The organism is Kushneria avicenniae (assembly GCF_900112585.1).
GTDB lineage: Bacteria > Pseudomonadota > Gammaproteobacteria > Pseudomonadales > Halomonadaceae > Kushneria > Kushneria avicenniae.
In genome coordinates this window covers 589901-612147 of sequence record NZ_FOLY01000001.1, presented here as the reverse complement: position 1 = coordinate 612147, position 22247 = coordinate 589901, and the positions used below count along the sequence as shown (strand labels likewise).

Below are 22247 nucleotides of genomic sequence, written 5' to 3'. Positions count from 1 at the left end.
GATAAAGGGCTGTGGTTGCGACTACCTTTCATGAAACGCCCTGATGAGTATTTCCATGGCCCGTGATGCTTTTGTTCTGGCCGGGGAGACCGTTCTTCCCGGTCAGCGCCGCCAGATTGATGTTCCGGTGGCACGTCTTTATACCCATACGCCACTCAATATTCCGGTCGAGGTTGTGCACGGCCGCCGGGCGGGGCCCATCATGCTGGTATGTGGTGCCATCCATGGCGATGAGATCAACGGCGTGGAAATCGTCCGGCGCGTTCTCAGGACCAGCTCGCTGTCACGGCTGCGAGGTACCCTGATTGCCGTGCCGATCGTCAACGTGTTCGGCTTTGTACAGCACAGCCGCTATCTGCCGGACCGGCGCGATCTGAACCGCTGCTTTCCGGGCAGCGAGTCGGGATCGCTGGGCTCGCGTATTGCGGCACTCTTTCGCGAGCAGGTGGTGGATCTGGCCACCCATATTCTGGATCTGCATACCGGTGCCATTCATCGTACCAATCTGCCACAGATTCGCGCCCAGCTTGAGCGCAATGAGCAGACCCGCGCCATGGCGGATGCCTTTGGCGCGCCCGTCATTCTCAATGCCGAGCTGCGCGGTGGCAGCCTGCGGGAGTACGCCGAGCGGCGCGGCATTCCGGTGCTGACCTATGAAGCCGGGGAGGCGCTGCGTTTTGACGAATGGGCCATCAGTGCCGGCGTGCGCGGCGTGCTGAGGGTGATGCGATTGCTGGACATGCTGCCGCTCGGTCGTGGTAGTAGGGTGCCGGCCTCCGAGGTAGCCCGTAGTTCGAGCTGGGCGCGTGCGCCGATCGACGGCGTGTTGCGACCGCGGGTCAGGCTGGGCGCGCGGGTCGTCAAGGGCGAGCGACTGGGCATTGTGGCCGGTCCCTTCGGCAATGAAGAAGGAGACGTGCTGGCTTCCAGCGACGGCATCGTGATCGGCATGAGCAACCTGCCGCTGGTCAATGAAGGGGAGGCGGTTTTCCATATTGCCCGTTTTCACGAGCTCGAGGACGCCGAACATGCCGTGGAGGCATGGCAGGCGCGCGCCGAGCCCTGACGCTTCCACGTCAGGGCGGTGTATCCGCCGCTGTCAGACAGCGGCGGGGATGGGCGCATCCATGGAAACCAGTCCTTCATCCCAGAGTGCCTGCCACAGCGCACCGGGAATGGCAGTAGCCATCAGGGCCTGGTTTTCGGCAATGCGCTCGGGTCGGGTCGTCCCCGGAATGACGGAAGCCACGGCGCGCGGCGCGGCGCTGAACTGCAGGGCCACGGCGCGGACATCGATCCCGAAGCGTTCACAGATATCGCGAAGTTTTCGGGTACGCTCACGCATCTCTTCAGAAGCCTGCCTGTAGTCATAGTGATCGCCGCCGGCCAGAATTCCCGAGTTGTAGGCTCCGCCGATCACCAGCCGTGCACCGCGGCGATCGCATTCCGGCAGCAGGGTTTCCAGGGCGCCTTCATGGTCGAGCAGTGAATAGCGCCCGGCGAGCAGAAAGCCGTCAGGGTCGGCCCTTTCAAGGGCGCGGGTACAGGCCTCTACCCGATTGACGCCCAGTCCCCAGGCGCGAATCACGCCTTCCTCTCGCAGCCGTGTCAGCGCGCGTGCCGCGCCGTTCATGGCCTGATCGTGTACCTCTTCCCAGCGATCGCCATGGGCATCAGAGGCACAGTCATGGATCCAGGCGATATCGATGCGGTCCATGTTCAGACGCTCGAGACTGTCTTCGATGGAGCGCAGGGTGGCGGACTCCGAATAGTTGTACACCACCCTGTTGGTACGGCCATGCGCAAAGATGCCCTGTTTGGTCTCCTGCTCATCAAGGATCATGCGGCCCACCTTGGTGGAGACCACAAAGGTATTGCGAGACTCATCGGCAAGCGCCTCGCCCAGACGCATCTCGGACAGCCCGGCGCCGTACTGTGGCGCCGTGTCGAAATAGCGGATGCCGGCTTCCCATGCAGTGCGCAGCGTCTCGATGGCACGCGTATCGGGCACTTCTTCATACATGTTGCCCAGTGGCGCCGTGCCCAGTCCCATTCTCCCCGGCAGTTCAAAACGCATAACGTCTCCTTGACGGTGATGACCTGCCCGGACCCGGTCCGGGCGCTGGGTCAAGTATGGTCGGTACAGGGCAAAGGGCAATGTTGCCGGGCTGTCGGCGCCCGGTCAGGACGTCAGTCGGGCAGGTGAGCGGGCAGTTCGCGGGCGGCATCAACGTCATCTATCAGGGTCAGGGCCTGATCAAACACGTCGATACCGGCGTCCGGTCGATGGGCGGTCTCTGACAGATAGCGACGAAAGCGTCGACCGCCGCGGCAGCCGATAAAGAGCCCGAGGAGGTGACGCGTGATGTGATTGAGTCGCACGCCCGATTCAAGACGCGAGATCAGGTAGGGCCGAAAGGCCCGCATGGCCTCGTGTCGTGTCGGGGGCGTGGTGGCCTCGCCAAAGATGTCGCGATCCACATGGGCCAGCAGCCAGGGGTTCTGATAGGCCTCGCGTCCCACCATGACGCTATCGACGTGATCAAGTTCGCGCTGGCAGTCATCGATGCTCCTGAGCCCGCCGTTGATGCCGATATGCAGCTCGGGATGAGCGGTCTTGAGTCGATGCACCCGCGCGTAGTTCAGTGGCGGCACGTCCCGGTTCTGTTTGGGGGAGAGCCCCTCGAGCCAGGCCTTGCGGGCATGAACGGTAAAGGTGGTGCAGCCGGCGGCGGCCACGGTATCGATAAAGCGCGCCAGATCCTCGTCTTCGTCCTGGTCGTCGATGCCAATACGGCACTTGACCGTCACCGGTATCGTGACCACCGCCTGCATGGCCGCCACGCAGCGAGCCACCAGCTCTGGATGGCCCATCAGACAGGCGCCGATCATGTTGTTCTGCACTCGATCGCTCGGACAGCCGACGTTCAGATTGACCTCCTGATAGCCCCAGCTTTCGGCGATGACAGCACATTCGGCCAGCGCTGCCGGATCACTGCCGCCCAGCTGCAGTGCCAGCGGATACTCCAGAGCGTCATGGCCCAGAAAGCGTTCGCGTGGCGTGCCGTGCAAAATGGCGCCGGTGGTAACCATTTCAGTGTACAACAGCGCCCGTTTGGTCAGGGTTCGTGCGAAAGCGCGCTGGTCTCTTGTCGTCCATTCCATCATGGGGGCGACAGAGAAACGACGTGCCTGGTCGGCGGCGTGAAGAGAGGTGGTGGCAGACATGACAGATGTTTTCCGGCTTGCGGGGCGGTTCTGGATGAGGGATTTTCTCACAGCGCGGGCATTGGCCCAATCAGGAGGATGTTTCCTGAACAATGGCCTCGAGCTCGTCACGACACCACCGGGCACCATGGCCTCTCAACAGCGCCTGGTTGCGTTCCGGGATGCGCTCGGGATTGTGAAAACGCGCCAGTGCCGCTTCAAGGCTGGTTTCACGCAGTAGATGGAAAAGGGGCCAGGGGGAGCGGTTGGTGTAATCCGCAGCGTCTTCCTGGTTGGGGGTGGCCTGGCTGTCGCCAAACAGATAGTCGGGATGAAAGCTTGCCAGCTGATAGACGCCCTCATAGCCTTCGCTGACCATGAGCCGCTCGGCCATGTCGAGCTTGTCCAGAAAGGTGAAGAAATCCTCGGCGCCGGGCGTCAGTACCAGCAGCGTGGTTTCGGTGTCCGGCTGCTGATCCAGGTGCTCGCACTCTTCGATGACGGCCATGAGCAGGGCCTCGTCATTCATGGCATCAAGCTGGCGATAGCGAATGCGCTCTCGTTCGAATTCGGCGGCGGCAAACGGACACAGGTCGTGTGCCATGACCCAGTCCCTGACCCAGCGTCGGGTGGCCTCCAGTGGATGTGTCGTCACGGTATGCTCTTTTTGCAATGAAAGGGGCCGACAGTAAGTCGGCCCCGAAAAACGTATCAACCCTGAGCGGCGCAGTGTACAGCATCAGTGACGTATTGCTCACCGGGCATGCGATCGGAACCGGCGTCAGCGATCCTGGCCTTCAAGGGTGATGGACATGCGATCATCGGCGCTTTCGGCACTGGAGCCCATCATTTCGTCATGCGTGACGCTGTGTTTGAAGTAAAGCGGTACGTTTTCCATGCCGCCGATGTCGCGCAGCAGGGTCTTGGCCGCATTGAGGGATTGCGGTGTCAGAATCGTGCCGTCTTCATTGAGCAGCGTGTCGGTATCGCCTTCGCTGGTGACATTCAGGGTAAAGATATCTCCTTCTGTCGACTCGATGACGATCTCGTCGATCTTGTGGGCGTGCGCCTTTTCGGTCAGTTCGTTGAGTTTCATCTGCCTCTCCATGGCCTGTGTTGCCGATAACCTGCATTAATGTAGCCTGGCTGCTGTAAAAGCTCGCAGGTGCCGGGGTTAAAAATTGTCATGATGGCTTTTCAGGCAGTACCGCGACGGGGGTGCAGGCGCTATGATAAGCGCATTCCGTCCCTGTTCTGGAGATACAGCCATGAGTGACAAGAGCCCGCCGCTGGAAGAACTCAAGGGCATGGCCAAGGAGGCCTGGGGTACGCTCAGCGACGATGAGACGCTCAGCGATGAGGGTGAAATTCAACAGCTCGCCGCCAGGCTTGAAAAGGAGCAGGGACTCGGCGAAGAAGAAGCTCAGCGTCAGGCGGAGAAAATCTTTCGAGACCGACGCTGAGACCCGGCCGGGCACTTGCTGGGCTCAGAGCCTGTGAAGCTCGTCGTCATGCCCGGTATCCAGCGGTTGAAAGCTGTCGTCTACCAGTTTCAGCGTGGTGTTGTTTTCCATCAGAAGGTAAACGGGTTCGTGTTCTTCATCGCCGCGTGCGGGGTGCAGGACGTAAACTGTACCCCCGCCGGGTACCGCATTACCGCTGATGACCTTCCAGTTTCCCTTGCGCTGTTGTGTTTCACCGTCGCTGGGGCCCCCCTGCGGGGTCTCGGTCAGGGTATAAACGCCGCCGGCGCTGTCCGTGCTGAAATTCAGCGCCAGCTCGGTCTCCATGCTGTCGCAATCCTCGCACGGCAGGGCACCGCCATAAATCTGATTGGTGCCGGAGCTGCGCTGGGAGGAGCTGGTGGTGGCGCTATCATGGCCCTGATCACAGCCCGCCATCAGAAAGCCCAGCAGTGCGCCTGTCAGCGCCAGTGCGCTAAAACGTCTCAATGTTCGCTCCTTGCGGTTCTGAAAATATCGTTGTGGTCGCTTTTTAGCGCCCCTTTTTCATGGTCAAAGCCTAAACGATCCGCTCGTCCGTGTCGCTGTGGCGCACGGGCGTTTGTTCATCCGATAAGGGGCAGGAAAGGTCGACCATGGTCCAGGGACTATTGTTGTCAACGACGCGTGGGGGGAGAATCTCTTTGCTTTAGCTTAATTTAAATATGACTTTGCAAAGGGATCGTCATGAAAAAGGGATTGTGTTGCACGCTGGCGCTCATGAGTATGGGCGTAACGTCACAGGGCTGGGCAGCGGGCGCGTTCGATCCCGACGGGGATTTCATGTTCGGTGACTGGGGTGGTGTGCGTTCGGATCTGGCCGATCAGGGCGTTACTCTCCGCCTCGAATACATTTCCGAGATGGCCTATTCCGTCGACGGTGGCTTTCGCGACAAGCGTACCGGACGCTATGCCGATCAGTGGACGGCCGGTGCCAACTTCGATCTTGATCAGCTGATGGGCATTCCGGACGCTCAGTTTCAGTTCACGCTGACCAACCGGAACGGCGAAAGCCTGACCAACGATGTTCTCAACAATCCGAATAGTGCCGGTGGTTCTTCCACTCAGGAGGTTTACGGCCGTGGCAGTGTGACCCGTATCACCCAGATGTGGTACGGCCAGACCTACATGGATGACACCTTCGAGATCAAGGCCGGACGAGTACCGGTCGGCGATAACTTCGCCGTCTATGACAGCAATTTCCAGAATCTCTATCTTGGCAGCGGTGAGCCCGGTAACCAGAACGGCGGTATCTGGTACAACTGGCCGATCTCGCAGTGGGCGCTGGTCGGCAAATGGAACATCACCGATGAGCAGTACGCTCAGATCGGGTTTTTCAATCTCAATGAAGCCAATCTGGATCGTGACCACGGGCTGGATCTGAAGCACAGCGGCACCAGCGGTACCCTGATTCCGGTCGAGTATGGCTTCGAGCCGGACCAGGGGATCAACGGGCTGCCGGGCCATTATCGGCTGGGGTATTACTACAGCAGCGCCGACGCCGACGACTATTCGTCGCGTGACACCAATTCGGATAATCAGAAGGGCCACCGTTACGGCCTGTATTACGTTATCGACCAGCAGGTGACTCGCCACGAGGATGATCGGGACCGCGGGCTTGGCGTGTTCAGCATGGGGGCATGGAACGACGGCGATACGGCCACCTTTGATCGCTACCTGTCGGCCGGTGTGACCTATACCGGCCCCTTCGACGGGCGCGAGCAGGACGAGATCGGGTTTGGCCTGGCCTATGTTCACGTCAACGACGATTACAATGCCTGGTCGCGTTCCGGCAACGCAGCACTTGTGGGGGGATCATCGGCAACAGGCTATGTGCCGCACCAGGGCGAGGAATATAGCGCCGAACTCTACTACTCCCTGCAGGCCACGCCGTGGCTGGGCTTCCGTCCCAATCTGCAGTACGTGCGCCATCCGGGCACCGACAGTAGCGTCGATGATGCCTGGGTTGCCGGCCTGTCGGTTCTGGCCACCTTCTAGGGGCCGGCAGATCGAGTTGAGCAGGGCGCTACGACGGTGGCGCCCTGCGAACTCGCGGTGGCTGTGGCGGCCACTCTTCGACGTTGGAGCCCTGCTCGATCAGTGTCAGAATCTCGTGAAGCTGCGCTGGCATGTGGCGCAGCCCACACTCCCAGACAATAACGGCATGCCAGCCCATCTCATTGAGCTGCGCCAGCTGCCGACGATCTCTCTTGACGTTGTTTTCCAGCTTGTCCTGCCAGAAACGCTTGCGCGTCGCCGGTGACGTGGCATAAAAACAGCCCTCGTGACGGTGCCAGAAGCAGCCGTGCACGAAAATGACACACCGATGACGCGGCAGGGTCAGATCGGGCGTGCCCGGCAGATCGCGCCGATGCAGGCGGAATCGATAACCGCAGGCATGAAGGTAGCGCCTGACCAGCAGCTCGGGCTGAGTATTTTTGCCCTGAATGCCTGCCATCATGCGTGAGCGCGTTGCGGCGTCAACAACATCGACCAAGACCATGACCTCTCGTTTCGTACCTGTCAGGGCACTCAGTGTAGGCGTTCATGGCCGTGGCATGGCATTAAAAGTTCATGACTTTCATGGACCAGATGGCGGGAATGGCAGCATGGAAGACTATACCGTCGCCATGCATGCGTTCTTCGGGTTCGGCAGCGTCGATTTCGCCGAAAATGTTCAAAAACATGTCGAAATCCTGCTCGATTCGCTTGATGCCCAGACGATCATTTCTTTCGACAAGGTAGAGCCCGTTACCATCAAAACGCGAGCAGTTTCTCGCCAGCATCAGGGTACCCTGCGGGCAGAAATCAAAGTGCCCGGGATGCTGCGGGGTCAGCAAATAGTCATCCTTTTTGATCAGCTGATTGTCGATAAAGCCCATGGGAAAATGCGACATCGGTGCTGCACCGATGCCGACTGTTTCGGGAGATGTTGTCAGCGGATAAAGCGGCAATGACATCGGCACTGCAGAGGTGCTGCCGCAGTCGCTGAGAGCATTGCCCAGAAGGTGTCCAATGCTGCAGCGCAGTGCCTTTGCCAGCGGTTCCAGACGCGAATGCCCGACACGTTTGATGGTGCCATTTTCCCAGTAGGAAATGGTGACATCTGAAACACCGACGCGACGGGCCAGCTCTGCCTTGCTCAATCCACTCTCTTCTCGCAGTTTACGAATGCGCTCGCCCAACTCGTTCATGCGTGGCCTCACATGTCTCATAAGCGAGCCAGCATAGCGATCCGAACATTAAGTATGTTTAACAGTTTGTCACCTTTTGAATAGAAATACGGATCATGAATTTAATTTTTTAGTGTTAGCAGGTTTATCCGTAAAAATAAAAAAGATGACATCCATGGTTTTCATGAGAAGACGCTGAAAAAGCGTCAATGGGTCAGCCAACCGGCGAGTAGCGGCAGCAAAATGGCACTTAGTGCCCCGTTAAGGGCCATGGCAAGGCTGGCAAAGGCACCGGTTTGAGCATCGATACCAAAGCCTCGCGCCGTCCCCAGACCATGCCCGTTGAGCCCCAGCGCCAGACCCATGACGCGTGGGTCCTGACAGCGCAGCAGAGCTGCCATTGGCGGGATGATCGAGGCTGCGAAAATGCCGGTGACCGTGACAATTCCGGCGGTCAGGCCGGGATAGCCGCCCAGGCCTTCCGAGACACCGATGGCAATGGGGGTCGTAATGGACTTGGGGGCCAGCGAGGCGAGAATGGGCGGTGAAACACCCAGCGCCCAGGCAATCAGCAGAGTGGCTGCGCAGGCGGTGATCGACCCCACGATCAGGCTCACCGTCACCGGAATCAACAGCTGCTTGATGTGCTGGAACTGTTCATAAAGAGGAACTGCCAGCCCGACCGTGGCCGGCCCCAGCAGCAGTGTCAGCCAGTGGGCATCCAGATAATAGCTGTCGTAATCAACAGGCAGCATCACAATGAAACCTGCCAGCATGACGCTGCCGGTCAGCATCGGCGGTGCCCAGCTCGGGCAGCGCATCCATCGGTAAAGGGACAGCGACAGCATGTAGGCAGCCAGCGTCATGACAATGGCCAGCGCTGGTGTCGTCATCATCTCTCGCGCAAGCGTTTGAAGCGTCATAAGCGGTTTGAAGTCTCATCACGGCGCTGCTGCCAGCGCACCATGGCCTGCATGGTTAAAAGAGTGACCACACTGCTGATCAGCGTGCCCAGCACAATGGCAATCAGGAGCCTGAGCCAGTTGTCGGTCAGTGTGGTGCCCAGAAAGAAAAGCCCCGCGGCGCTTGGCAGGATCAACAGGGTGAAATAGTGGATCAGATGGCTGGCGGCCGTGGCCATCGAGCGTGATGAGCGCCGACGCACAATGAGCACTACAAAAAGCAGCAGCATGCCCAGCACACTTCCTGTCACGGGCAGTGCCAGCATGGTCTGTAAAAGATTGCCGATGACCAGAAAGATCATCAGCCACATGAATCCCTTCAACATGATGAGCTCTGAAATAACGAGATGGAGGCGTCTGCGATGGCTGGCGGCTCAAGGTCTGACGGATTGGTCTTCAGGTCATGATAAGCTAATGATATAAGGGGATGCAGTGACAAATCGTGAGAACTTTTCAGGATTGGCATATCGCCCTTGCTGAACATGAATTCTTTATCGACATCCTTTAATGGGAGCAACGGTTCATGGCAAAACGGATTGAGTTCGCAGAAACCGGTGGGCCGGAAGTGCTCAGGATACGCGAGTTCGAGCCTCCAGCGCTCGGACCGCATGAGGTGCGGGTGACCAATTGGGCCATCGGTCTCAACTTCATCGATATCTATGTGCGCACCGGGCTTTATCCGGTCAGGGATCTGCCCTCCGGTCTGGGCACCGAAGCGGCCGGTGTCATCGAGGCCGTGGGCGAGGAGGTCAAGGCGTTCAGGGAAGGAGACCGTGTGGTCTATGCCACCGGCCCACTGGGGGCCTACGCCACGCACCATACCCTGCCGGCTGACAAGGTGGTCATGCTGCCGGACAGCATCGGTTTTGATCAGGCCGCAGCGGCCATGTTGAAGGGGCTGACCGTTCAGTATCTGCTGCGTCAGGTGTATCCGATCAAAAGCGGCGACACCTTTTTGTTCCATGCTGCCGCAGGCGGGGTCGGACTGATTGCCTGCCAGTGGGCCAAAAGCCTTGGGGCGCGTCTGATCGGCACGGTGTCCACGCCGGAAAAGGCAGAGTTTGCCCGTAAAAACGGTGCCTGGGCGACCATCAACTATCGCGAAGAGAACGTGGTCGAGCGTGTTCGCGAACTGACTGATGGCCGGATGTGCCCGGTGGTCTATGACTCGGTAGGTCGCGATACCTGGGAGACGTCGCTGGACTGCCTCGCGCCCCGCGGCCTGATGGTGAGCTTTGGCAATGCGTCCGGACCGGTCGAAGGCGTCAATCTGGCGACCCTGAACCAGAAGGGATCGCTTTTCGTGACGCGTCCAGGCCTTGCCGGCTATGCCGATACCCGTGAACGGTTGGAGGCCATGAGCAAGGAACTTTTCGGCGTCATGAGCGATGGTAGCGTGCATATCAACATTGGCTGTCGCTTCCGCCTCGATGAGGCCGGCGAGGCGCAGGACAATCTCGCCTCTCGCCGAACATCAGGCTCGACCATCTTGATCCCCTGACGAAGAAAAGCCCCTTCGCGCTGTTGGTACCCTCAGGGAGGGACAACAGCGCGAACCTGCCTACCATTCAATGGGCGTATTGTTCCAGTCGTAAAACGCGCCGCTGTCCTCCGGCGTGCGCTGATTGATCACCTCCAGCAGCCGATCGGCCACGAATTCCGTCGTGAACAGTTTCCCGTCCGGGACTCTGGCCTGAAAGGGCCTTGAGAGTTCGGTATCGGTCGTACCCGGATGCAGACAGAGCAGGATGGCCTGGGGATTGCGCCGTCTGAACTCGATGGAGGCCGTTTTCATCAGCATATTGAGCGCTGCCTTGCTGGCGCGATAGGCATACCAGCCGCCCAGCTCGTTATCGCCAATCGACCCGACCCGGGCCGAAAGCGCAGCGATGATGGCCGGATGGCGTGTCAAACGATCGGCCAGGGTGCTGACCAGCATGGCGGTCGTGGCAGCATTGATATGAAAGGCGTGCTGCAGGGCTTCAAAAGAGAGTCTTTCAAGGCGTTTTTCAGGGGCCATGGCAACCGATTGATCGCTTTGCCCATCGTGCAGCACGCCAATGGTGTTAAACAGCAGATGAACCGGCGCCTTTTGCAGATACTCGCTGAGCGTCTGCAGCCCTTCATCGCTGGTGACATCGGCCTCGACGATGTCGAGTCGATCGATATCCAGCCGTTCATCCTGTGCAAGTCGCTCGCGATGACGGGTGACGGCGACGATGCGACCAGCGCGTGGGTCCTGCAAAAGCCTTGCCAGCAGGGCGCTGCCGATACCGCCGCCGCCGATGATGACGGCCGTGTACTGCTCGGGAAGATGGTCAAGCATGTCGAGGGTCACCTGATCAATGAAGAATGCCTGTCGATCGACAGGTCATTTTTCAAGCGTAGCGGACGCCGTCTTCAAACGTCGCGGACACCGGTCTGTCAGGGGGTGCGCATCAGACCGGCAAGCTCGGGATCGATGCGGCGGCACAGCGTACTCAGTCGGCTGCCAGGGTCTGCCAGCAGTCTGGTCGGCGTGTCGTGTTCGACCAGATGCCCCTCGTCGAGCATGGCGATACGGTCAAACTGCTCGAGCTGCGTCAGCCGATGAGTGATCGCGATCAGAGTGCGATTACAACACCATTTTTGAATCGCCTCCCACACCTGCTGTTCGGTCGCTTCATCCAGACCTTCCGTCGGCTCATCCATCAGCACGATGGGGGCCTGTCGCAGCAGGGCACGCGCAATACCAAAGCGGCGAAGCTGGCCGCCGGACAGAGAACTGCCGCGTTCATCCGGAAAACCCGACAGGCCATCGGGCTGGTGCTCCAGCCAGTCCCCCAGCGCCAGCGCGTCGAGTACGGCCATGATGTTGGTATCACTAACATCCCGGCCCATGGTCAGGTTGTCGCGATAGCTGGTGGTAAAGAGATGCGTCTCCTGCTGGGCGACGGCGAATTGAGCACGCAGATCACGCTCGCTCAGCCGATTCAGCGGTGCACCACCCAGTGTCATGGTGCCGTCACTCGGTGAGACGAACCGAATCAGGCTGTTGAAAAGGGTAGTCTTGCCGCTGCCGGAAGGGCCAAGAATCAGCAGGTGTTCGCCTTCTTCGATATTCAGGCTGACCGATGACAGGGCCGCAATGTTGCCCTCAAGATGAACGCTCAAACGATCCAGACACAGGCGAGCGCCTTCGGGTGTTTGCTGCGTCTCGGCGTCGGGAAACCTGGTTTCCGCCACATTGGAGCGGATATCGTCAAGCCGAGCGGCGGCGCGCTGAATGCGCCCCAGATGCTGCCAGGCCTGGGGGAGCAGGGCGATGGCTTCAAAGCCGCCCATGACGGCAAGGCCCATGAGCGCCACCAGTGTGGCATCCATGCCGTGCTGTATGACCGCCCAGCCGGCCATGCCAAGCACGCCGGTCAGCGTCAGACCCAGCAGGGTCTGTGACAGCAGCTGCGAGCTGCCCCACTGACAAGCCAGCCGGTACTCGTGGGTATCCCGGGCGTGTTCCCCCTTGATGAGTTTGTCGACCTCACCCTGCCAGCGGTTGTAGATCATCAGTTCCGACAGACCGTTGAGGCGCTCCAGCAGCCGGGCGCGCAGGCGGGTATTGTCCTGCTGCCAGGCATCGGAGTGGATGCGCCCGGCACGCCAGGCAAGCCATGGTCCCAGAAGCCCCGAAGTCAGCAGGGCGCAGGCCGCAAACACCCCGATGGCCGGGGCAAACACGCCGATGACCACGCCACAGACCACGATGCCCAGAAGCGCTACGATCGACGGTGCCAGTACCCGGAGATAAAGGCCGTCAAGCGCGTCGATGTCCGCCGTCAGACGGGTCATGAGCTCGCTTTCGCCGTGGCGCTGCAACTGAGCGGGCGAGAGCGGCTCGAGCCTTTCATAGACGTGGCGTCTCAGACGCGACAGCAGACGAAAGGTCGCGTCGTGGGTTACAAGTCGCTCGGCGTAGCGGGTGCCGGTACGTGACAGCGCAAAAAAGCGTACCCCGGCCGAAGGGAGCAGGTAATTGAAGGTCTGCGCCGTGGCAACGCTCAGCCCGGCAAGCGCCGAGGCCGATAAAAACCAGCCTGACAGGGCCATCAGGCCGATGCTGGAGGCCAGCGCCAGCAGCTGCAGGGCGATACCAAGGGCCAGCAGCCAGGCCCAGGGTTTCATGAGGCGTAGATAGGGCAGAAGCTTTTTAAACATCGCGCCTCTCCGGTATATCGGTGGCGGCGGGCCGTGCCAGTGGCCCTTGTGGAGCGCGCAGGGCATCCAGCGTATCCAGCGCCCTGACACGCCCCTGATCCATCATCAGCACGCGATCGGCCAGTGCCAGCAGCTCCATGCGATGGGTCAGCAAAACCACGGTGCGGCCGCTCGAAAGACGTGCCAGCGCGTCCATCACCAGTCGCTCGCTGGCCTGATCAAGGCTGGCAGTCGGCTCATCGAGCAGCACCAGTCGCGCCTCGCGCAGGAAGGCACGCGCCAGGGCAATGCGTCGCGCCTGACCACCGGATACGGCTCGGCCGCCTTCTCCCAGCCGGGTATCGAGTCCGTCGGGCAGGGCATCAAACCAGTGTTTGAGTGCGGCCTGCTCCAGTGCGTCGAGCAGGGCATCATCGCTTGCGGCGTCGTTGGCCAGGCGCAGGTTGTCGGCAAGCGTTCCGGAAACGATCACGGTGGACTGGCCGACCCAGGCGATCTGGCGCTGCCAGTCATCGGGGCGGATATCGGTGAGCGCTCGCGGCGGCCGAGTCCCCTCCTTGATGCTGACCCCGCCGGCTTCGGGATGCATGAAGCCCATCAGGACGTTGAGCAGCGTTGACTTGCCAGCCCCGCTCGGTCCGATGACGGCCAGCATTTCGTTGGCATGAAGCTCGAACGTCACATTGTCCAGTGCTGGAGAGGCGCGTCCGGCATATCGCGCGCTCAGCCCTTCAAGCGTGAGGGCGATGCTGGCCTCAGGCTGCCAGGCTGGCTGGTCGGTGTCGCGCTCGAACACGCGACGATTGAGGATGGGCATCAGATCCTCGGCCGCCGCTTCTGCTTCGGCTTTGGCGTGATAATGCACGCCCAGATCGCGCAGCGGCTGGTAGAACTCCGGGGCCAGGATCAGGATGAAAAGCCCGATGAAAAGATTGATGCCATGGTCATACATGCCGAAATGGAACTGGCCCAGATAGACAAAGCCTAGATAGAGCGCGAGAAGGGCAATCGAGACTGAAGCGAAAAATTCCAGCACGGTCGAGGAGAGAAAGGCCAGACGCAGCACGCGCATGGTGCGGCGGCGAAAACTTTCCGAGGCTGTGTGCACCTCCTGTGCCTGATGCTTGCTGATCCCGAAGAGCTTGAGCGTGGAAAGCCCCTGCAGCGTATCCAGAAAGTGCCGGCTCATGCGGCCCATCTCCTGAAACTGATCCTCTTGGCGCTTTTTGGCGCCGATGCCGACCATGGCCATGTTCATCGGAATCAGTGGGCCGGTTGCGATCAGAATCAGCGCTGCCGCCCAGCTCAGGGGCGCCACAGCCACCAGTATGATCAGCGGAATGATGCCGCACAGCAGCATCTGAGGGCGGTAGTCGGCATAAAAACCCTGAAGGGCATCGACCTGATCCCAGACACGATTGCTCAGGGTGGCGCTGTGCTGGCGCCGCGCCCAAAAAGGGCCCAGCACGGCGATGCGCTCCAGAAGCTCTCGTCGCACGGACTGGCGGATTTCGATGCCGCCACGGGCACTGCAGATGGTGCGCCCTCGTATCAGCAGTCCGCGGACGATAAAAGCCGGCGGCAGCAGCATTAGTGGGAGGGTCAGGGAGGAGAAATCGGCACCGTCGATCACCATGCGCTGCGCGATGGTGGCAATACACCATGCCTGAACCAGGAGCACCAGTGTGGAAAGAGTGCCTGCAATGACCGAAAGCCGGGTCCAGCGAGCGCCTCGACCGGCAGTGCGCTTGAGCCACTGACGCGGTGTTTCATTTGATGCCATGATGGCTCCATCAAGAGCGGGGAAACAGTATCGACAAAAAAGCCGGCGTGCGCACAGCGGTACGTCGTCGCAGCCGGATGGCCGCGGCGTCCTTCGGGTATGATGTCAACTTAAGTGGGCGCAGCAGTTGGCGTATAATGGTGGCACGTTTTCCAGCCAATGGCCGTTTTCATGACTGTACGCACGCGTATTGCCCCTTCGCCGACCGGTGATCCCCACGTCGGCACTGCCTATGTTGCCCTGTTCAATCTGTGTTTTGCCAAACAGTATGGCGGTGAGTTTATCCTGCGCATCGAGGATACCGACCGGGTGCGTTCGACGGCCGAATCCGAACGGATGATTCTGGATTCGCTGCGCTGGCTGGGTATCGAGTGGTCCGAGGGTCCGGATGTCGGCGGTGCGCACGGTCCCTATCGCCAGAGCGAGCGCGGGGATATCTATGCCACGCACGTTCAGAAGCTTCTCGACAGCGGTCATGCCTTCAAGTGCTATCGAACCAGCGAAGAGCTCGACGAGATGCGTGAGTCCCGCAAGGCGCAGGGGCTTCATGCGGCGCTCAAGCCGGAGGATCTGTATCTTGATAAGGCCGAGCATGCCCGGCGCGAACAGGAAGGCTGGCCCCACGTGGTACGCATGAAGGTGCCCGGGGAGGGAAGCTGTCGCTTCAACGATATGCTGCGCGGGGACATTGAGGTCGACTGGGCGCAGGTGGATGCCCAGATCCTGATGAAGTCGGACGGCATGCCGACCTACCATCTGGCCAACGTTGTGGACGATCATCTCATGGGCATTACCCATGTGCTGCGTGGCGAGGAGTGGATCAATTCGGCGCCCAAGCACATCCTGCTCTATGAATACTTCGGCTGGGAAATGCCGGCGCTGTGCCATCTGCCGCTTCTGCGCAATCCGGACAAGTCCAAGCTCTCCAAGCGCAAGAACCCGACCTCGATCAACTACTACAAGCGCATGGGGTATCTGCCCCAGGCGGTAATCAACTATCTGGGGCGTATGGGCTGGTCGATGCCCGATGATCGCGAGAAGTTCACGCTCGATGAGATGATGGCCAACTTTGACATTCATCGTATCTCGCTGGGCGGCCCGGTATTTGATCTCGAGAAACTGACCTGGCTCAACGGCGTCTACATTCGTGAAGATCTTGATGATGAGGCCTTCATGCGCAAGCTGATGCAGTGGGCGTTCAATGAAGACTACGTCAGCCGGATCCTGCCTCAGGTCAGGCCTCGCGTGCAGACGCTGGCCGAGGTCATGCCACTGGCCGGTCATTTCTTTTCCGGTCTGCCGGACCTGCAGGCCGAACAGTTTGACGCCGCCGGTATGGCGCGTGACCGGACGGCTCGACTCCTGCAGCTGCTGGTATGGCGTCTTGAAAGCGTTCGTTCGTGGGACAAGGAAGCTCTGCTGGCGGAGGTCAAACTGCTGTCGGGCTATCTGGAACTCAAGATGAAGGCCTTTCTGGCGCCGGTGTTCATTGCCGTGACCGGCAGCCAGACATCGACTTCTGTCATGGATGCCATGGTCATTCTGGGATCGGATATGACCCGGGCGCGACTGCGGCACGCTGTCGAGGTACTGGGCGGTGTCTCCAAGAAGCAGACAAAGGCGCTGGAAAAGGAATATCGGCATCTGTGCGCGCCTGAGGCATAAGAGCGCTTGACGCTTTTCCATACAATCAGTAAGATACGCCCCGTTCCTGACCGCAGTCTCCTGCACAGGTCGGGGCATCGGGGCCTTAGCTCAGCTGGGAGAGCGCGACACTGGCAGTGTCGAGGTCAGCGGTTCGATCCCGCTAGGCTCCACCACCTTTTGCGTCCCATTCGTCTAGTGGTCCAGGACACCGCCCTTTCACGGCGGTAACAGGGGTTCGAACCCCCTATGGGACGCCACTTCCTGCCTCATGTTGTTCAATCGATCATATCGATCAAGTACTGCACTTGGTTCTCTTCGATGCAAGCTGAATTTCTTGCGTACAGGGCTTGACACCTCCTTGAATTGTCCACTGATGCTGCTTTTTCAAGGCCCGTTTGACCAGCGGTGCCGGATAAGCACTCTATCTCGTTGTTTTTATAAAAAGTTCTTTATATTCAATCGCTTACGTTTGGTTAAAAAATATCCAATCTGTCTGAAACGCCCAGAATATGGCGATTTTGAGACCTTCTTCATACGTTATGAACAGGTTTATCCACAGATTGTGTGGACAATAAAATCCCGCCGAAAAAGTGTCGGAATCAGGTCGAATGTCAAGATATAAAAAGGATAAGGTGGTTGTCTGAAAAGGGGGGCATGGCCGTTCGATGGCGTATAAAAAAAGGCCGCTTTGACGGCCTTTTAGGGTATAGGACATTTGCCTGTCAGGACTTCGGGTAATCCCTTTGCGTATACCCCTTGTAGAGCTGCCTCGGACGTCCGATACGGGTGCCGTTGGTAATCATCTCGTTCCAGTGTGAAATCCAGCCCGTGGTACGTGCAACGGCAAAGATGACCGTGAACATGTTTTTCGGGATGCCCAGGGCGCGCAGGATGATACCCGAGTAGAAATCAACGTTGGGGTAGAGCTTGCGCTCGATGAAGTAGTCGTCTTCCAGGGCGATCTGTTCGAGGCGCTTGGCAATCTTGAGCTGCGGGTCATCGCCCATGCCGAGCTCTTCAAGCACTTCGTCGCAGGTTTCCTTCATGACCTTGGCGCGCGGGTCGAAGTTTCGATATACGCGATGGCCAAAGCCCATGAGTCGGAAGGAATCCTGCTTGTCCTTGGCGCGATCAACAAAACGCTGGATATTCTCTTCGGACTCATCGCCGATTTCGGCGAGCATGTTGAGAACGGCTTCATTGGCGCCGCCGTGTGCCGGGCCCCAGAGTGCTGCGATGCCGGCACTGATACAGGCGAACGGATTGGCGCCGGTAGAGCCTGCCAGGCGCACCGTCGAGGTCGAGGCGTTCTGCTCGTGATCAGCATGCAGCATGAAGATGCGATCCATGGCCTTGGCCGCTACCGGATTGATTTCATAAGGCTCGCAGGGGTTGCTGAACATCATGTAGAGGAAGTTTTCAGCGTAACCAAGATCGTTGCGGGGATAAGCGAACGGCTGTCCAATGTTGTACTTGTAGCACATGGCCGCCAGCGTCGGCATCTTGGCGATCAGGCGAATAGCCGAGACCTGGCGGTCGTGCTCCTGGGTGATGTCGAGATTGTCGTGATAGAAGGCCGACAGGGCGCCTGCCACACCGCACAGAACAGCCATGGGGTGAGCGTCGCGTCGAAAACCCTTGAAGAAATTGACAATCTGCTCATGCACCATGGTGTGGCGCGAGACGCTGTCCTTGAAAGCCTTGTAGGTGTCGCTGTCGGGAATCTCACCGTTGAGCAGCAGATAGCTCATCTCGGTATGATTGGAATGCTTGGCCAGCTGCTCGATGGGGTAGCCGCGGTGCAGCAGAACGCTGTTGGCCCCGTCGATGTAGGTGATTTCGGATTCGCAGGATGCCGTGGAAACAAAGCCGGGATCATAGGTGAAGTATCCATGATCAATCAGGCCGCGGACATCGATCACATCAGGCCCTGTCGTCCCTGAGTAAATAGGCAGTTCGACGGGCTTTTCCAGACCGTCGATCGACAATTGTGCCTTCCTGTCAGCCATGAGGCCTCCTCGATTTATATAAGATACTGTTCTGTCAGGTATGTCCGCCAGATAATTGGGGTCCACTATTGAGCGGGTGCGACGGTTTGTCAATTACATGCATTCCGGGCCCGGGGGGGATGCATCCGTTTCATGACTGCGTAACAAAAAGCTTTTTTTAATGTTTATACGAGATAAATACAGCCGATTTTTCCTCGTGTTATGAGCATACGTCCCGGTTACAAAAGTATGCGGCAATTTGTCATCCGCATGGCGGGGACATATAATAAATGGCCGCGCGACGGGCGATTCATCGCCTGTCCAGGCGACCTGACCTGATGATACTCGAATCCTACCTAAAACTGCCCGTGGTCTATTCATGCGGGCCGGGAGAGAAAAGCGCCGTGAAGAGTCAACGACCCTTGTCGACTGCCAAGCGTCCTGTAAATCTGGATCTGTCTAGTATCCAGTTTCCCCTGCCTGCCCTGGTATCCATTTCGCACCGGGTGTCAGGCATCATGCTGTTTATCGGTCTGATCTTTCTGATGTGGGCCCTGCAGGTTTCCCTGTCTTCTCCTGCCGGCTTCGATACCGTCCGCGATGCCATGGCTCACGGTTTTTTTGCCCGCGTGGTGCTCTGGGGGCTTCTGTCCGCACTGGGCTTTCATTTTGTGGCAGGTGTGCGCCACCTCGTCATGGACATGGGGCATGGCGAAACGCTTGAAGGCGGTCAGCGCGGAGCACAGCTGACCATCATCATCAGCGCGTTGCTGGTTGTTCTGGCAGGAGTCTGGGTATGGTAATCAATATTTTGAATCCGGGTCGCAATGGCGTGGCCGACTGGATGATTCAGCGTGCTTCCGCCGTGATCCTGGGCCTCTACACCATCTTCATGGTGGCCTACATGATGTTTCATCCCGATCTGGATTACGCCGCCTGGTCGGGGCTTTTCAGCCATCTCTGGATGAAGGTCTTCACGCTTCTGGCCCTGCTTTCCATTGCCGCTCATGCCTGGGTCGGCCTCTGGATCGTGGCGACCGACTATATCAAGCCCGCTGCCATCCGTTTTGGCGCACTGCTATTCGTTATCCTGGCCCTGTTCGTATTTGTGGTCTGGGGTGTGCAGGTTATCTGGGGAGTTTGACATGACACAGTTACGTACCCTGACCTTTGACGCCATCATCATCGGTGGCGGTGGTTCCGGTCTGCGCGCGGCGCTGCAGCTGGCGCAGTCCGGCAAGCAGACCGCCGTGCTGTCAAAGGTCTTTCCCACACGCTCCCACACCGTTTCCGCTCAGGGCGGTATCACCTGTGCCATTGGCAGTGCCGATCCGAACGATGACTGGCGCTGGCACATGTATGACACCGTCAAGGGCTCCGATTACATCGGCGACCAGGATGCCATCGAATACATGTGCAACGAAGGGCCCAAGGCCGTCTTCGAACTCGAGCACATGGGTCTGCCGTTTTCTCGCTTTGATAATGGCCGCATCTATCAGCGTCCCTTTGGGGGGCAGTCCAAGGACTATGGCAAGGGTGGGCAGGCTGCCCGTACCTGTGCTGCGGCTGACCGTACCGGCCATGCGCTGCTGCACACCCTTTATCAGAATAACCTGAAAAACAACACTGTTTTTCTCAACGAGTGGTATGCCGTTGATCTGGTCCGCAACGCCAACAATGATGTGGTCGGTGTCATCGCCATCTGCATGGAAACCGGCGAAACAGTACTGATCAAGTCCAAGGCCACTGTTCTGGCCACTGGCGGGGCCGGTCGTATCTACGCCTCGACCACCAATGCCCTGATCAATACCGGTGACGGCATCGGCATGGCCCTGCGTGCCGGTTTCCCGGTGCAGGACATGGAAATGTGGCAGTTCCATCCGACCGGTATCTACGGTGCCGGAACGCTGGTGACCGAAGGGTGCCGCGGTGAGGGTGGCTATCTGATCAACAAGGACGGCGAGCGTTTCATGGAGCGCTATGCCCCCAACGCCAAGGATCTGGCCGGTCGTGACGTTGTGGCACGTTCGATGGTGCTTGAAGTGCTCGAGGGTCGTGGCTGCGGTGAAAACGGTGATCACGTCATGCTCAAGCTGGACCACCTGGGTGAAGATGTGCTCATGAAGCGTCTGCCGGGGATCGTCGAGCTGTCGCGTACCTTTGCCCATGTCGATCCGGTCAAGGAGCCCATTCCGGTCGTACCGACCTGTCACTACATGATGGGCGGTATCCCGACCAACGTGAACGGTCAGGCGCTGACGGTGGATGCCGACGGCAATGACAGGGTCATCAACGGCCTTTTCGCCTGCGGCGAAGCCGCCTGTGTTTCGGTACACGGCAGCAACCGTCTCGGCGGCAACTCGCTGCTGGACCTGGTGGTCTTCGGCCGCGCGGCAGGCATGCATATCGAGGAGACCCTTAATCAGGGCATCGAATACATGGAAGCCTCGCAGTCGGATATCGATGCTGCCATGAAGCGCCTCAATCGCTGGAACGAGTCGGGCAGCGGTGAAACCGTCCCCGAACTCAAGCGTGACCTGCAGACCATCATGCAGAACAACTTCGGTGTCTTCCGTAAGGAAGACAACATGCAGGAGGGCGTGAAAAAGCTCGATGACCTGCGCGCGCGTATTGCCAATGCCTGGCTGCCTGACAAGTCGGACATGTTCAATACCGCCCGTATCGAGGCCCTTGAACTGGATAACCTCATGGAGGTGGCGGAAGCCACGGCCATCGCGGCACTGGAACGTCGCGAAAGCCGCGGTGCTCACTCCCGTGAAGACTATCCCGATCGTGACGATGACAACTGGCTGAAGCATTCGATCTACCATCCGGCGGACAAGACGCTGAGCAAGCGCGATGTCAACTTCTCGCCGAAGACGGTTGACACCTTCCAGCCCAAAATCCGTACCTATTGATGAGAGGATGACCAACATGTCTACATTGCAGGTCTCCGTCTATCGCTATAACCCGGAATCCGACGATGCCCCCTGGATGCAGGACTTCGAGATCGATACCCAGGGTCGCGATCTGATGGTTCTCAACGTGCTGCAGATGATCAAGGAGCAGGACAGTTCTCTGGTGTATCGCGCGAGCTGCCGCGAAGGCGTCTGCGGTTCTGACGGCATGAACATGAACGGCAAGAATGGTCTGTCCTGTGTGACACCGCTTTCCGAAGTCGTCAAGGACAACCGTCTGGTGCTGCGTCCGTTGCCGGGCCTGCCCGTGATTCGCGATCTGATCATCGACATGTCGCTTTTCTACAAGCAGTACGAGCGCATTCAGCCGTATCTGCAAAACGATGAGCGTCCTCCTTCCATCGAGCGTCTGCAGTCGCCTGAAGATCGTGACAAGCTTGATGGTCTTTACGAGTGCATTCTGTGTGCGTGCTGCTCGACGTCCTGTCCTTCCTTCTGGTGGAACCCCGACAAGTTCGTGGGGCCTGCCGGTCTGCTGCAGGCCTATCGTTTCCTGGCGGACTCGCGCGATACGCATACACAGGAGCGTCTGTCCGAACTTGATGATCCGTTCAGTGTTTTTCGGTGCCGCGGCATCATGAACTGTGTCAACGTCTGCCCCAAGGGACTCAACCCGACCCGGGCCATTGGCAAGATTCGTGAAATGCTGGTTCGCAATACCGCCTGATGGTGGGTTTTTGCTTAATATGACAGGCCTTGCTTGTTATCATTAGACCCCTGCCGTTGCCCTGTGGGGCAACGGCAGGTATTCGATTCCGGGTTCGAATATCAACCCGGTTGGCCGGCGCTGCGACGGTGCAGCGCCTGTTCATG

Annotated in this window: 22 protein-coding genes and 2 tRNA genes; 11 read left to right on the top strand and 13 right to left on the bottom strand. The window is 59.0% G+C overall.

The features are described from left to right. The first annotated feature begins 55 nt into the window (after positions 1-55). Positions 56-1066 (top strand): succinylglutamate desuccinylase/aspartoacylase family protein, encoded by a 1011-nt coding sequence (locus BM079_RS02890; RefSeq protein ID WP_090130829.1) that lies wholly within the window; start codon positions 56-58, stop codon positions 1064-1066. Positions 1067-1099: 33 nt separating this feature from the next. Here BM079_RS02890 and BM079_RS02885 read toward each other — a convergent pair whose 3' ends face one another. The 4 genes from BM079_RS02885 to BM079_RS02870 all read right to left on the bottom strand — a co-directional run bounded on the left by BM079_RS02885 (position 1100) and on the right by BM079_RS02870 (position 4303). Continuing rightward, positions 1100-2077: an aldo/keto reductase gene (locus BM079_RS02885; protein ID WP_090130595.1), complete on the bottom strand. Its 978-nt coding sequence runs from the start codon at positions 2075-2077 to the stop codon at positions 1100-1102. 113 nt (positions 2078-2190) lie between these two features. Beyond that, positions 2191-3228: a tRNA dihydrouridine(20/20a) synthase DusA gene (gene dusA, locus BM079_RS02880; protein WP_090130593.1), complete on the bottom strand. Its 1038-nt coding sequence runs from the start codon at positions 3226-3228 to the stop codon at positions 2191-2193. Between the two features lie 70 nt (positions 3229-3298). After that, positions 3299-3862 carry a DUF1415 domain-containing protein gene (locus BM079_RS02875; protein ID WP_090130591.1) on the bottom strand — a complete coding sequence of 188 codons (564 nt, stop codon included), beginning with the start codon at positions 3860-3862 and terminating at the stop codon, positions 3299-3301. 126 nt (positions 3863-3988) lie between these two features. Beyond that, the gene (locus BM079_RS02870) at positions 3989-4303 is read right to left on the bottom strand and encodes a DUF6482 family protein (protein WP_090130588.1); all 315 of its coding nucleotides are present in this window, start codon (positions 4301-4303) and stop codon (positions 3989-3991) included. 172 nt (positions 4304-4475) lie between these two features. On the opposite strand from BM079_RS02870, the gene BM079_RS02865 reads away from it, so the two are divergent. Further along, positions 4476-4670 carry a CsbD family protein gene (locus tag BM079_RS02865; RefSeq protein ID WP_090130586.1) on the top strand — a complete coding sequence of 65 codons (195 nt, stop codon included), beginning with the start codon at positions 4476-4478 and terminating at the stop codon, positions 4668-4670. Positions 4671-4694: 24 nt separating this feature from the next. Here the strand turns inward: BM079_RS02865 and BM079_RS02860 are convergent, their stop codons facing one another. Then, entirely contained in the window at positions 4695-5159 is a 465-nt protein-coding gene (locus tag BM079_RS02860; protein ID WP_090130584.1) for a copper resistance protein NlpE N-terminal domain-containing protein, read from the bottom strand. A 237-nt stretch (positions 5160-5396) separates the two neighbouring features. Between BM079_RS02860 and BM079_RS02855 the strand changes: the two genes are divergently transcribed. Next, positions 5397-6707 (top strand): carbohydrate porin, encoded by a 1311-nt coding sequence (locus tag BM079_RS02855; protein WP_090130581.1) that lies wholly within the window; start codon positions 5397-5399, stop codon positions 6705-6707. A gap of 28 nt (positions 6708-6735) precedes the next feature. On the opposite strand, the gene BM079_RS02850 is transcribed toward BM079_RS02855, so the two are convergent. From BM079_RS02850 to BM079_RS02835, 4 genes are all read right to left on the bottom strand, one after another. Then, entirely contained in the window at positions 6736-7212 is a 477-nt protein-coding gene (locus BM079_RS02850; RefSeq protein WP_245742797.1) for a very short patch repair endonuclease, read from the bottom strand. Between the two features lie 61 nt (positions 7213-7273). After that, positions 7274-7903, bottom strand: a complete 630-nt coding sequence (locus BM079_RS02845; protein ID WP_090130579.1) for a helix-turn-helix domain-containing protein — start codon at positions 7901-7903, stop codon at positions 7274-7276. Positions 7904-8088: 185 nt separating this feature from the next. After that, positions 8089-8778, bottom strand: coding sequence for an LrgB family protein (locus BM079_RS02840; protein ID WP_175489568.1), 690 nt, complete (start codon positions 8776-8778; stop codon positions 8089-8091). A gap of 23 nt (positions 8779-8801) precedes the next feature. Next, the gene (locus BM079_RS02835) at positions 8802-9170 is read right to left on the bottom strand and encodes a CidA/LrgA family protein (protein WP_090130574.1); all 369 of its coding nucleotides are present in this window, start codon (positions 9168-9170) and stop codon (positions 8802-8804) included. Between the two features lie 197 nt (positions 9171-9367). Between BM079_RS02835 and BM079_RS02830 the strand changes: the two genes are divergently transcribed. Continuing rightward, entirely contained in the window at positions 9368-10345 is a 978-nt protein-coding gene (locus BM079_RS02830; RefSeq protein ID WP_090130572.1) for an NADPH:quinone reductase, read from the top strand. A gap of 60 nt (positions 10346-10405) precedes the next feature. On the opposite strand, the gene BM079_RS02825 is transcribed toward BM079_RS02830, so the two are convergent. From BM079_RS02825 to cydD, 3 genes are all read right to left on the bottom strand, one after another. Continuing rightward, positions 10406-11170, bottom strand: coding sequence for an SDR family NAD(P)-dependent oxidoreductase (locus BM079_RS02825; RefSeq protein ID WP_090130570.1), 765 nt, complete (start codon positions 11168-11170; stop codon positions 10406-10408). A 98-nt stretch (positions 11171-11268) separates the two neighbouring features. Next, on the bottom strand, positions 11269-13038 hold the full coding sequence (cydC, locus tag BM079_RS02820; protein WP_175489567.1) for a thiol reductant ABC exporter subunit CydC: 1770 nt from the start codon (positions 13036-13038) through the stop codon (positions 11269-11271). Then, positions 13031-14821, bottom strand: a complete 1791-nt coding sequence (gene cydD, locus BM079_RS02815) for a thiol reductant ABC exporter subunit CydD (RefSeq protein WP_090130564.1) — start codon at positions 14819-14821, stop codon at positions 13031-13033. Before cydD ends, cydC begins: the two co-directional genes overlap by 8 nt. A 171-nt stretch (positions 14822-14992) precedes the next feature. Here cydD and gltX point away from each other — a divergent pair, with 171 nt between their 5' ends. The 3 genes from gltX to BM079_RS02800 all read left to right on the top strand — a co-directional run bounded on the left by gltX (position 14993) and on the right by BM079_RS02800 (position 16725). Beyond that, a complete protein-coding gene (gene gltX, locus BM079_RS02810; RefSeq protein WP_090130824.1) occupies positions 14993-16486 on the top strand; it encodes a glutamate--tRNA ligase in 1494 nt (497 codons plus the stop codon). 79 nt (positions 16487-16565) lie between these two features. Beyond that, positions 16566-16641: transfer RNA gene (locus BM079_RS02805), tRNA-Ala, on the top strand. Between the two features lie 8 nt (positions 16642-16649). Continuing rightward, positions 16650-16725: transfer RNA gene (locus tag BM079_RS02800), tRNA-Glu, on the top strand. Between the two features lie 465 nt (positions 16726-17190). On the opposite strand, the gene BM079_RS02795 is transcribed toward BM079_RS02800, so the two are convergent. Continuing rightward, positions 17191-18477: a citrate synthase gene (locus BM079_RS02795; protein ID WP_090130562.1), complete on the bottom strand. Its 1287-nt coding sequence runs from the start codon at positions 18475-18477 to the stop codon at positions 17191-17193. A 269-nt stretch (positions 18478-18746) separates the two neighbouring features. On the opposite strand from BM079_RS02795, the gene sdhC reads away from it, so the two are divergent. The 4 genes from sdhC to BM079_RS02775 are packed head-to-tail and all read left to right on the top strand — an operon-like array spanning position 18747 to position 22101. Next, complete coding sequence (gene sdhC / locus BM079_RS02790) at positions 18747-19259, top strand: succinate dehydrogenase, cytochrome b556 subunit (RefSeq protein WP_322787930.1); 513 nt, start codon at positions 18747-18749, stop codon at positions 19257-19259. After that, positions 19253-19600 carry a succinate dehydrogenase, hydrophobic membrane anchor protein gene (sdhD, locus tag BM079_RS02785; protein WP_090130558.1) on the top strand — a complete coding sequence of 116 codons (348 nt, stop codon included), beginning with the start codon at positions 19253-19255 and terminating at the stop codon, positions 19598-19600. Before sdhC ends, sdhD begins: the two co-directional genes overlap by 7 nt. Position 19601: 1 nt before the next feature. Continuing rightward, a complete protein-coding gene (gene sdhA / locus BM079_RS02780; RefSeq protein WP_090130556.1) occupies positions 19602-21374 on the top strand; it encodes a succinate dehydrogenase flavoprotein subunit in 1773 nt (590 codons plus the stop codon). 16 nt (positions 21375-21390) lie between these two features. Further along, positions 21391-22101 (top strand): succinate dehydrogenase iron-sulfur subunit, encoded by a 711-nt coding sequence (locus tag BM079_RS02775; RefSeq protein ID WP_090130822.1) that lies wholly within the window; start codon positions 21391-21393, stop codon positions 22099-22101. Positions 22102-22247: the final 146 nt, after the last annotated feature.

Bases quoted from the DNA above. Each gene is read 5' to 3' on its own strand.
- BM079_RS02890 (WP_090130829.1), top strand. From the start codon at position 56: ATGGCCCGTGATGCTTTTGTTCTGGCCGGGGAGACCGTTCTTCCCGGT.
- BM079_RS02885 (WP_090130595.1), bottom strand. From the start codon at position 2,077: ATGCGTTTTGAACTGCCGGGGAGAATGGGACTGGGCACGGCGCCACTG.
- dusA (WP_090130593.1), bottom strand. From the start codon at position 3,228: ATGTCTGCCACCACCTCTCTTCACGCCGCCGACCAGGCACGTCGTTTC.
- BM079_RS02870 (WP_090130588.1), bottom strand. From the start codon at position 4,303: ATGAAACTCAACGAACTGACCGAAAAGGCGCACGCCCACAAGATCGAC.
- BM079_RS02865 (WP_090130586.1), top strand. From the start codon at position 4,476: ATGAGTGACAAGAGCCCGCCGCTGGAAGAACTCAAGGGCATGGCCAAG.
- BM079_RS02855 (WP_090130581.1), top strand. From the start codon at position 5,397: ATGAAAAAGGGATTGTGTTGCACGCTGGCGCTCATGAGTATGGGCGTA.
- BM079_RS02850 (WP_245742797.1), bottom strand. From the start codon at position 7,212: ATGGTCTTGGTCGATGTTGTTGACGCCGCAACGCGCTCACGCATGATG.
- BM079_RS02845 (WP_090130579.1), bottom strand. From the start codon at position 7,903: ATGAACGAGTTGGGCGAGCGCATTCGTAAACTGCGAGAAGAGAGTGGA.
- BM079_RS02840 (WP_175489568.1), bottom strand. From the start codon at position 8,778: ATGATGACGACACCAGCGCTGGCCATTGTCATGACGCTGGCTGCCTAC.
- BM079_RS02835 (WP_090130574.1), bottom strand. From the start codon at position 9,170: ATGTTGAAGGGATTCATGTGGCTGATGATCTTTCTGGTCATCGGCAAT.
- BM079_RS02830 (WP_090130572.1), top strand. From the start codon at position 9,368: ATGGCAAAACGGATTGAGTTCGCAGAAACCGGTGGGCCGGAAGTGCTC.
- BM079_RS02825 (WP_090130570.1), bottom strand. From the start codon at position 11,170: ATGCTTGACCATCTTCCCGAGCAGTACACGGCCGTCATCATCGGCGGC.
- cydC (WP_175489567.1), bottom strand. From the start codon at position 13,038: ATGTTTAAAAAGCTTCTGCCCTATCTACGCCTCATGAAACCCTGGGCC.
- cydD (WP_090130564.1), bottom strand. From the start codon at position 14,821: ATGGCATCAAATGAAACACCGCGTCAGTGGCTCAAGCGCACTGCCGGT.
- gltX (WP_090130824.1), top strand. From the start codon at position 14,993: ATGACTGTACGCACGCGTATTGCCCCTTCGCCGACCGGTGATCCCCAC.
- BM079_RS02795 (WP_090130562.1), bottom strand. From the start codon at position 18,477: ATGGCTGACAGGAAGGCACAATTGTCGATCGACGGTCTGGAAAAGCCC.
- sdhC (WP_322787930.1), top strand. From the start codon at position 18,747: ATGGCCGCGCGACGGGCGATTCATCGCCTGTCCAGGCGACCTGACCTG.
- sdhD (WP_090130558.1), top strand. From the start codon at position 19,253: ATGGTAATCAATATTTTGAATCCGGGTCGCAATGGCGTGGCCGACTGG.
- sdhA (WP_090130556.1), top strand. From the start codon at position 19,602: ATGACACAGTTACGTACCCTGACCTTTGACGCCATCATCATCGGTGGC.
- BM079_RS02775 (WP_090130822.1), top strand. From the start codon at position 21,391: ATGTCTACATTGCAGGTCTCCGTCTATCGCTATAACCCGGAATCCGAC.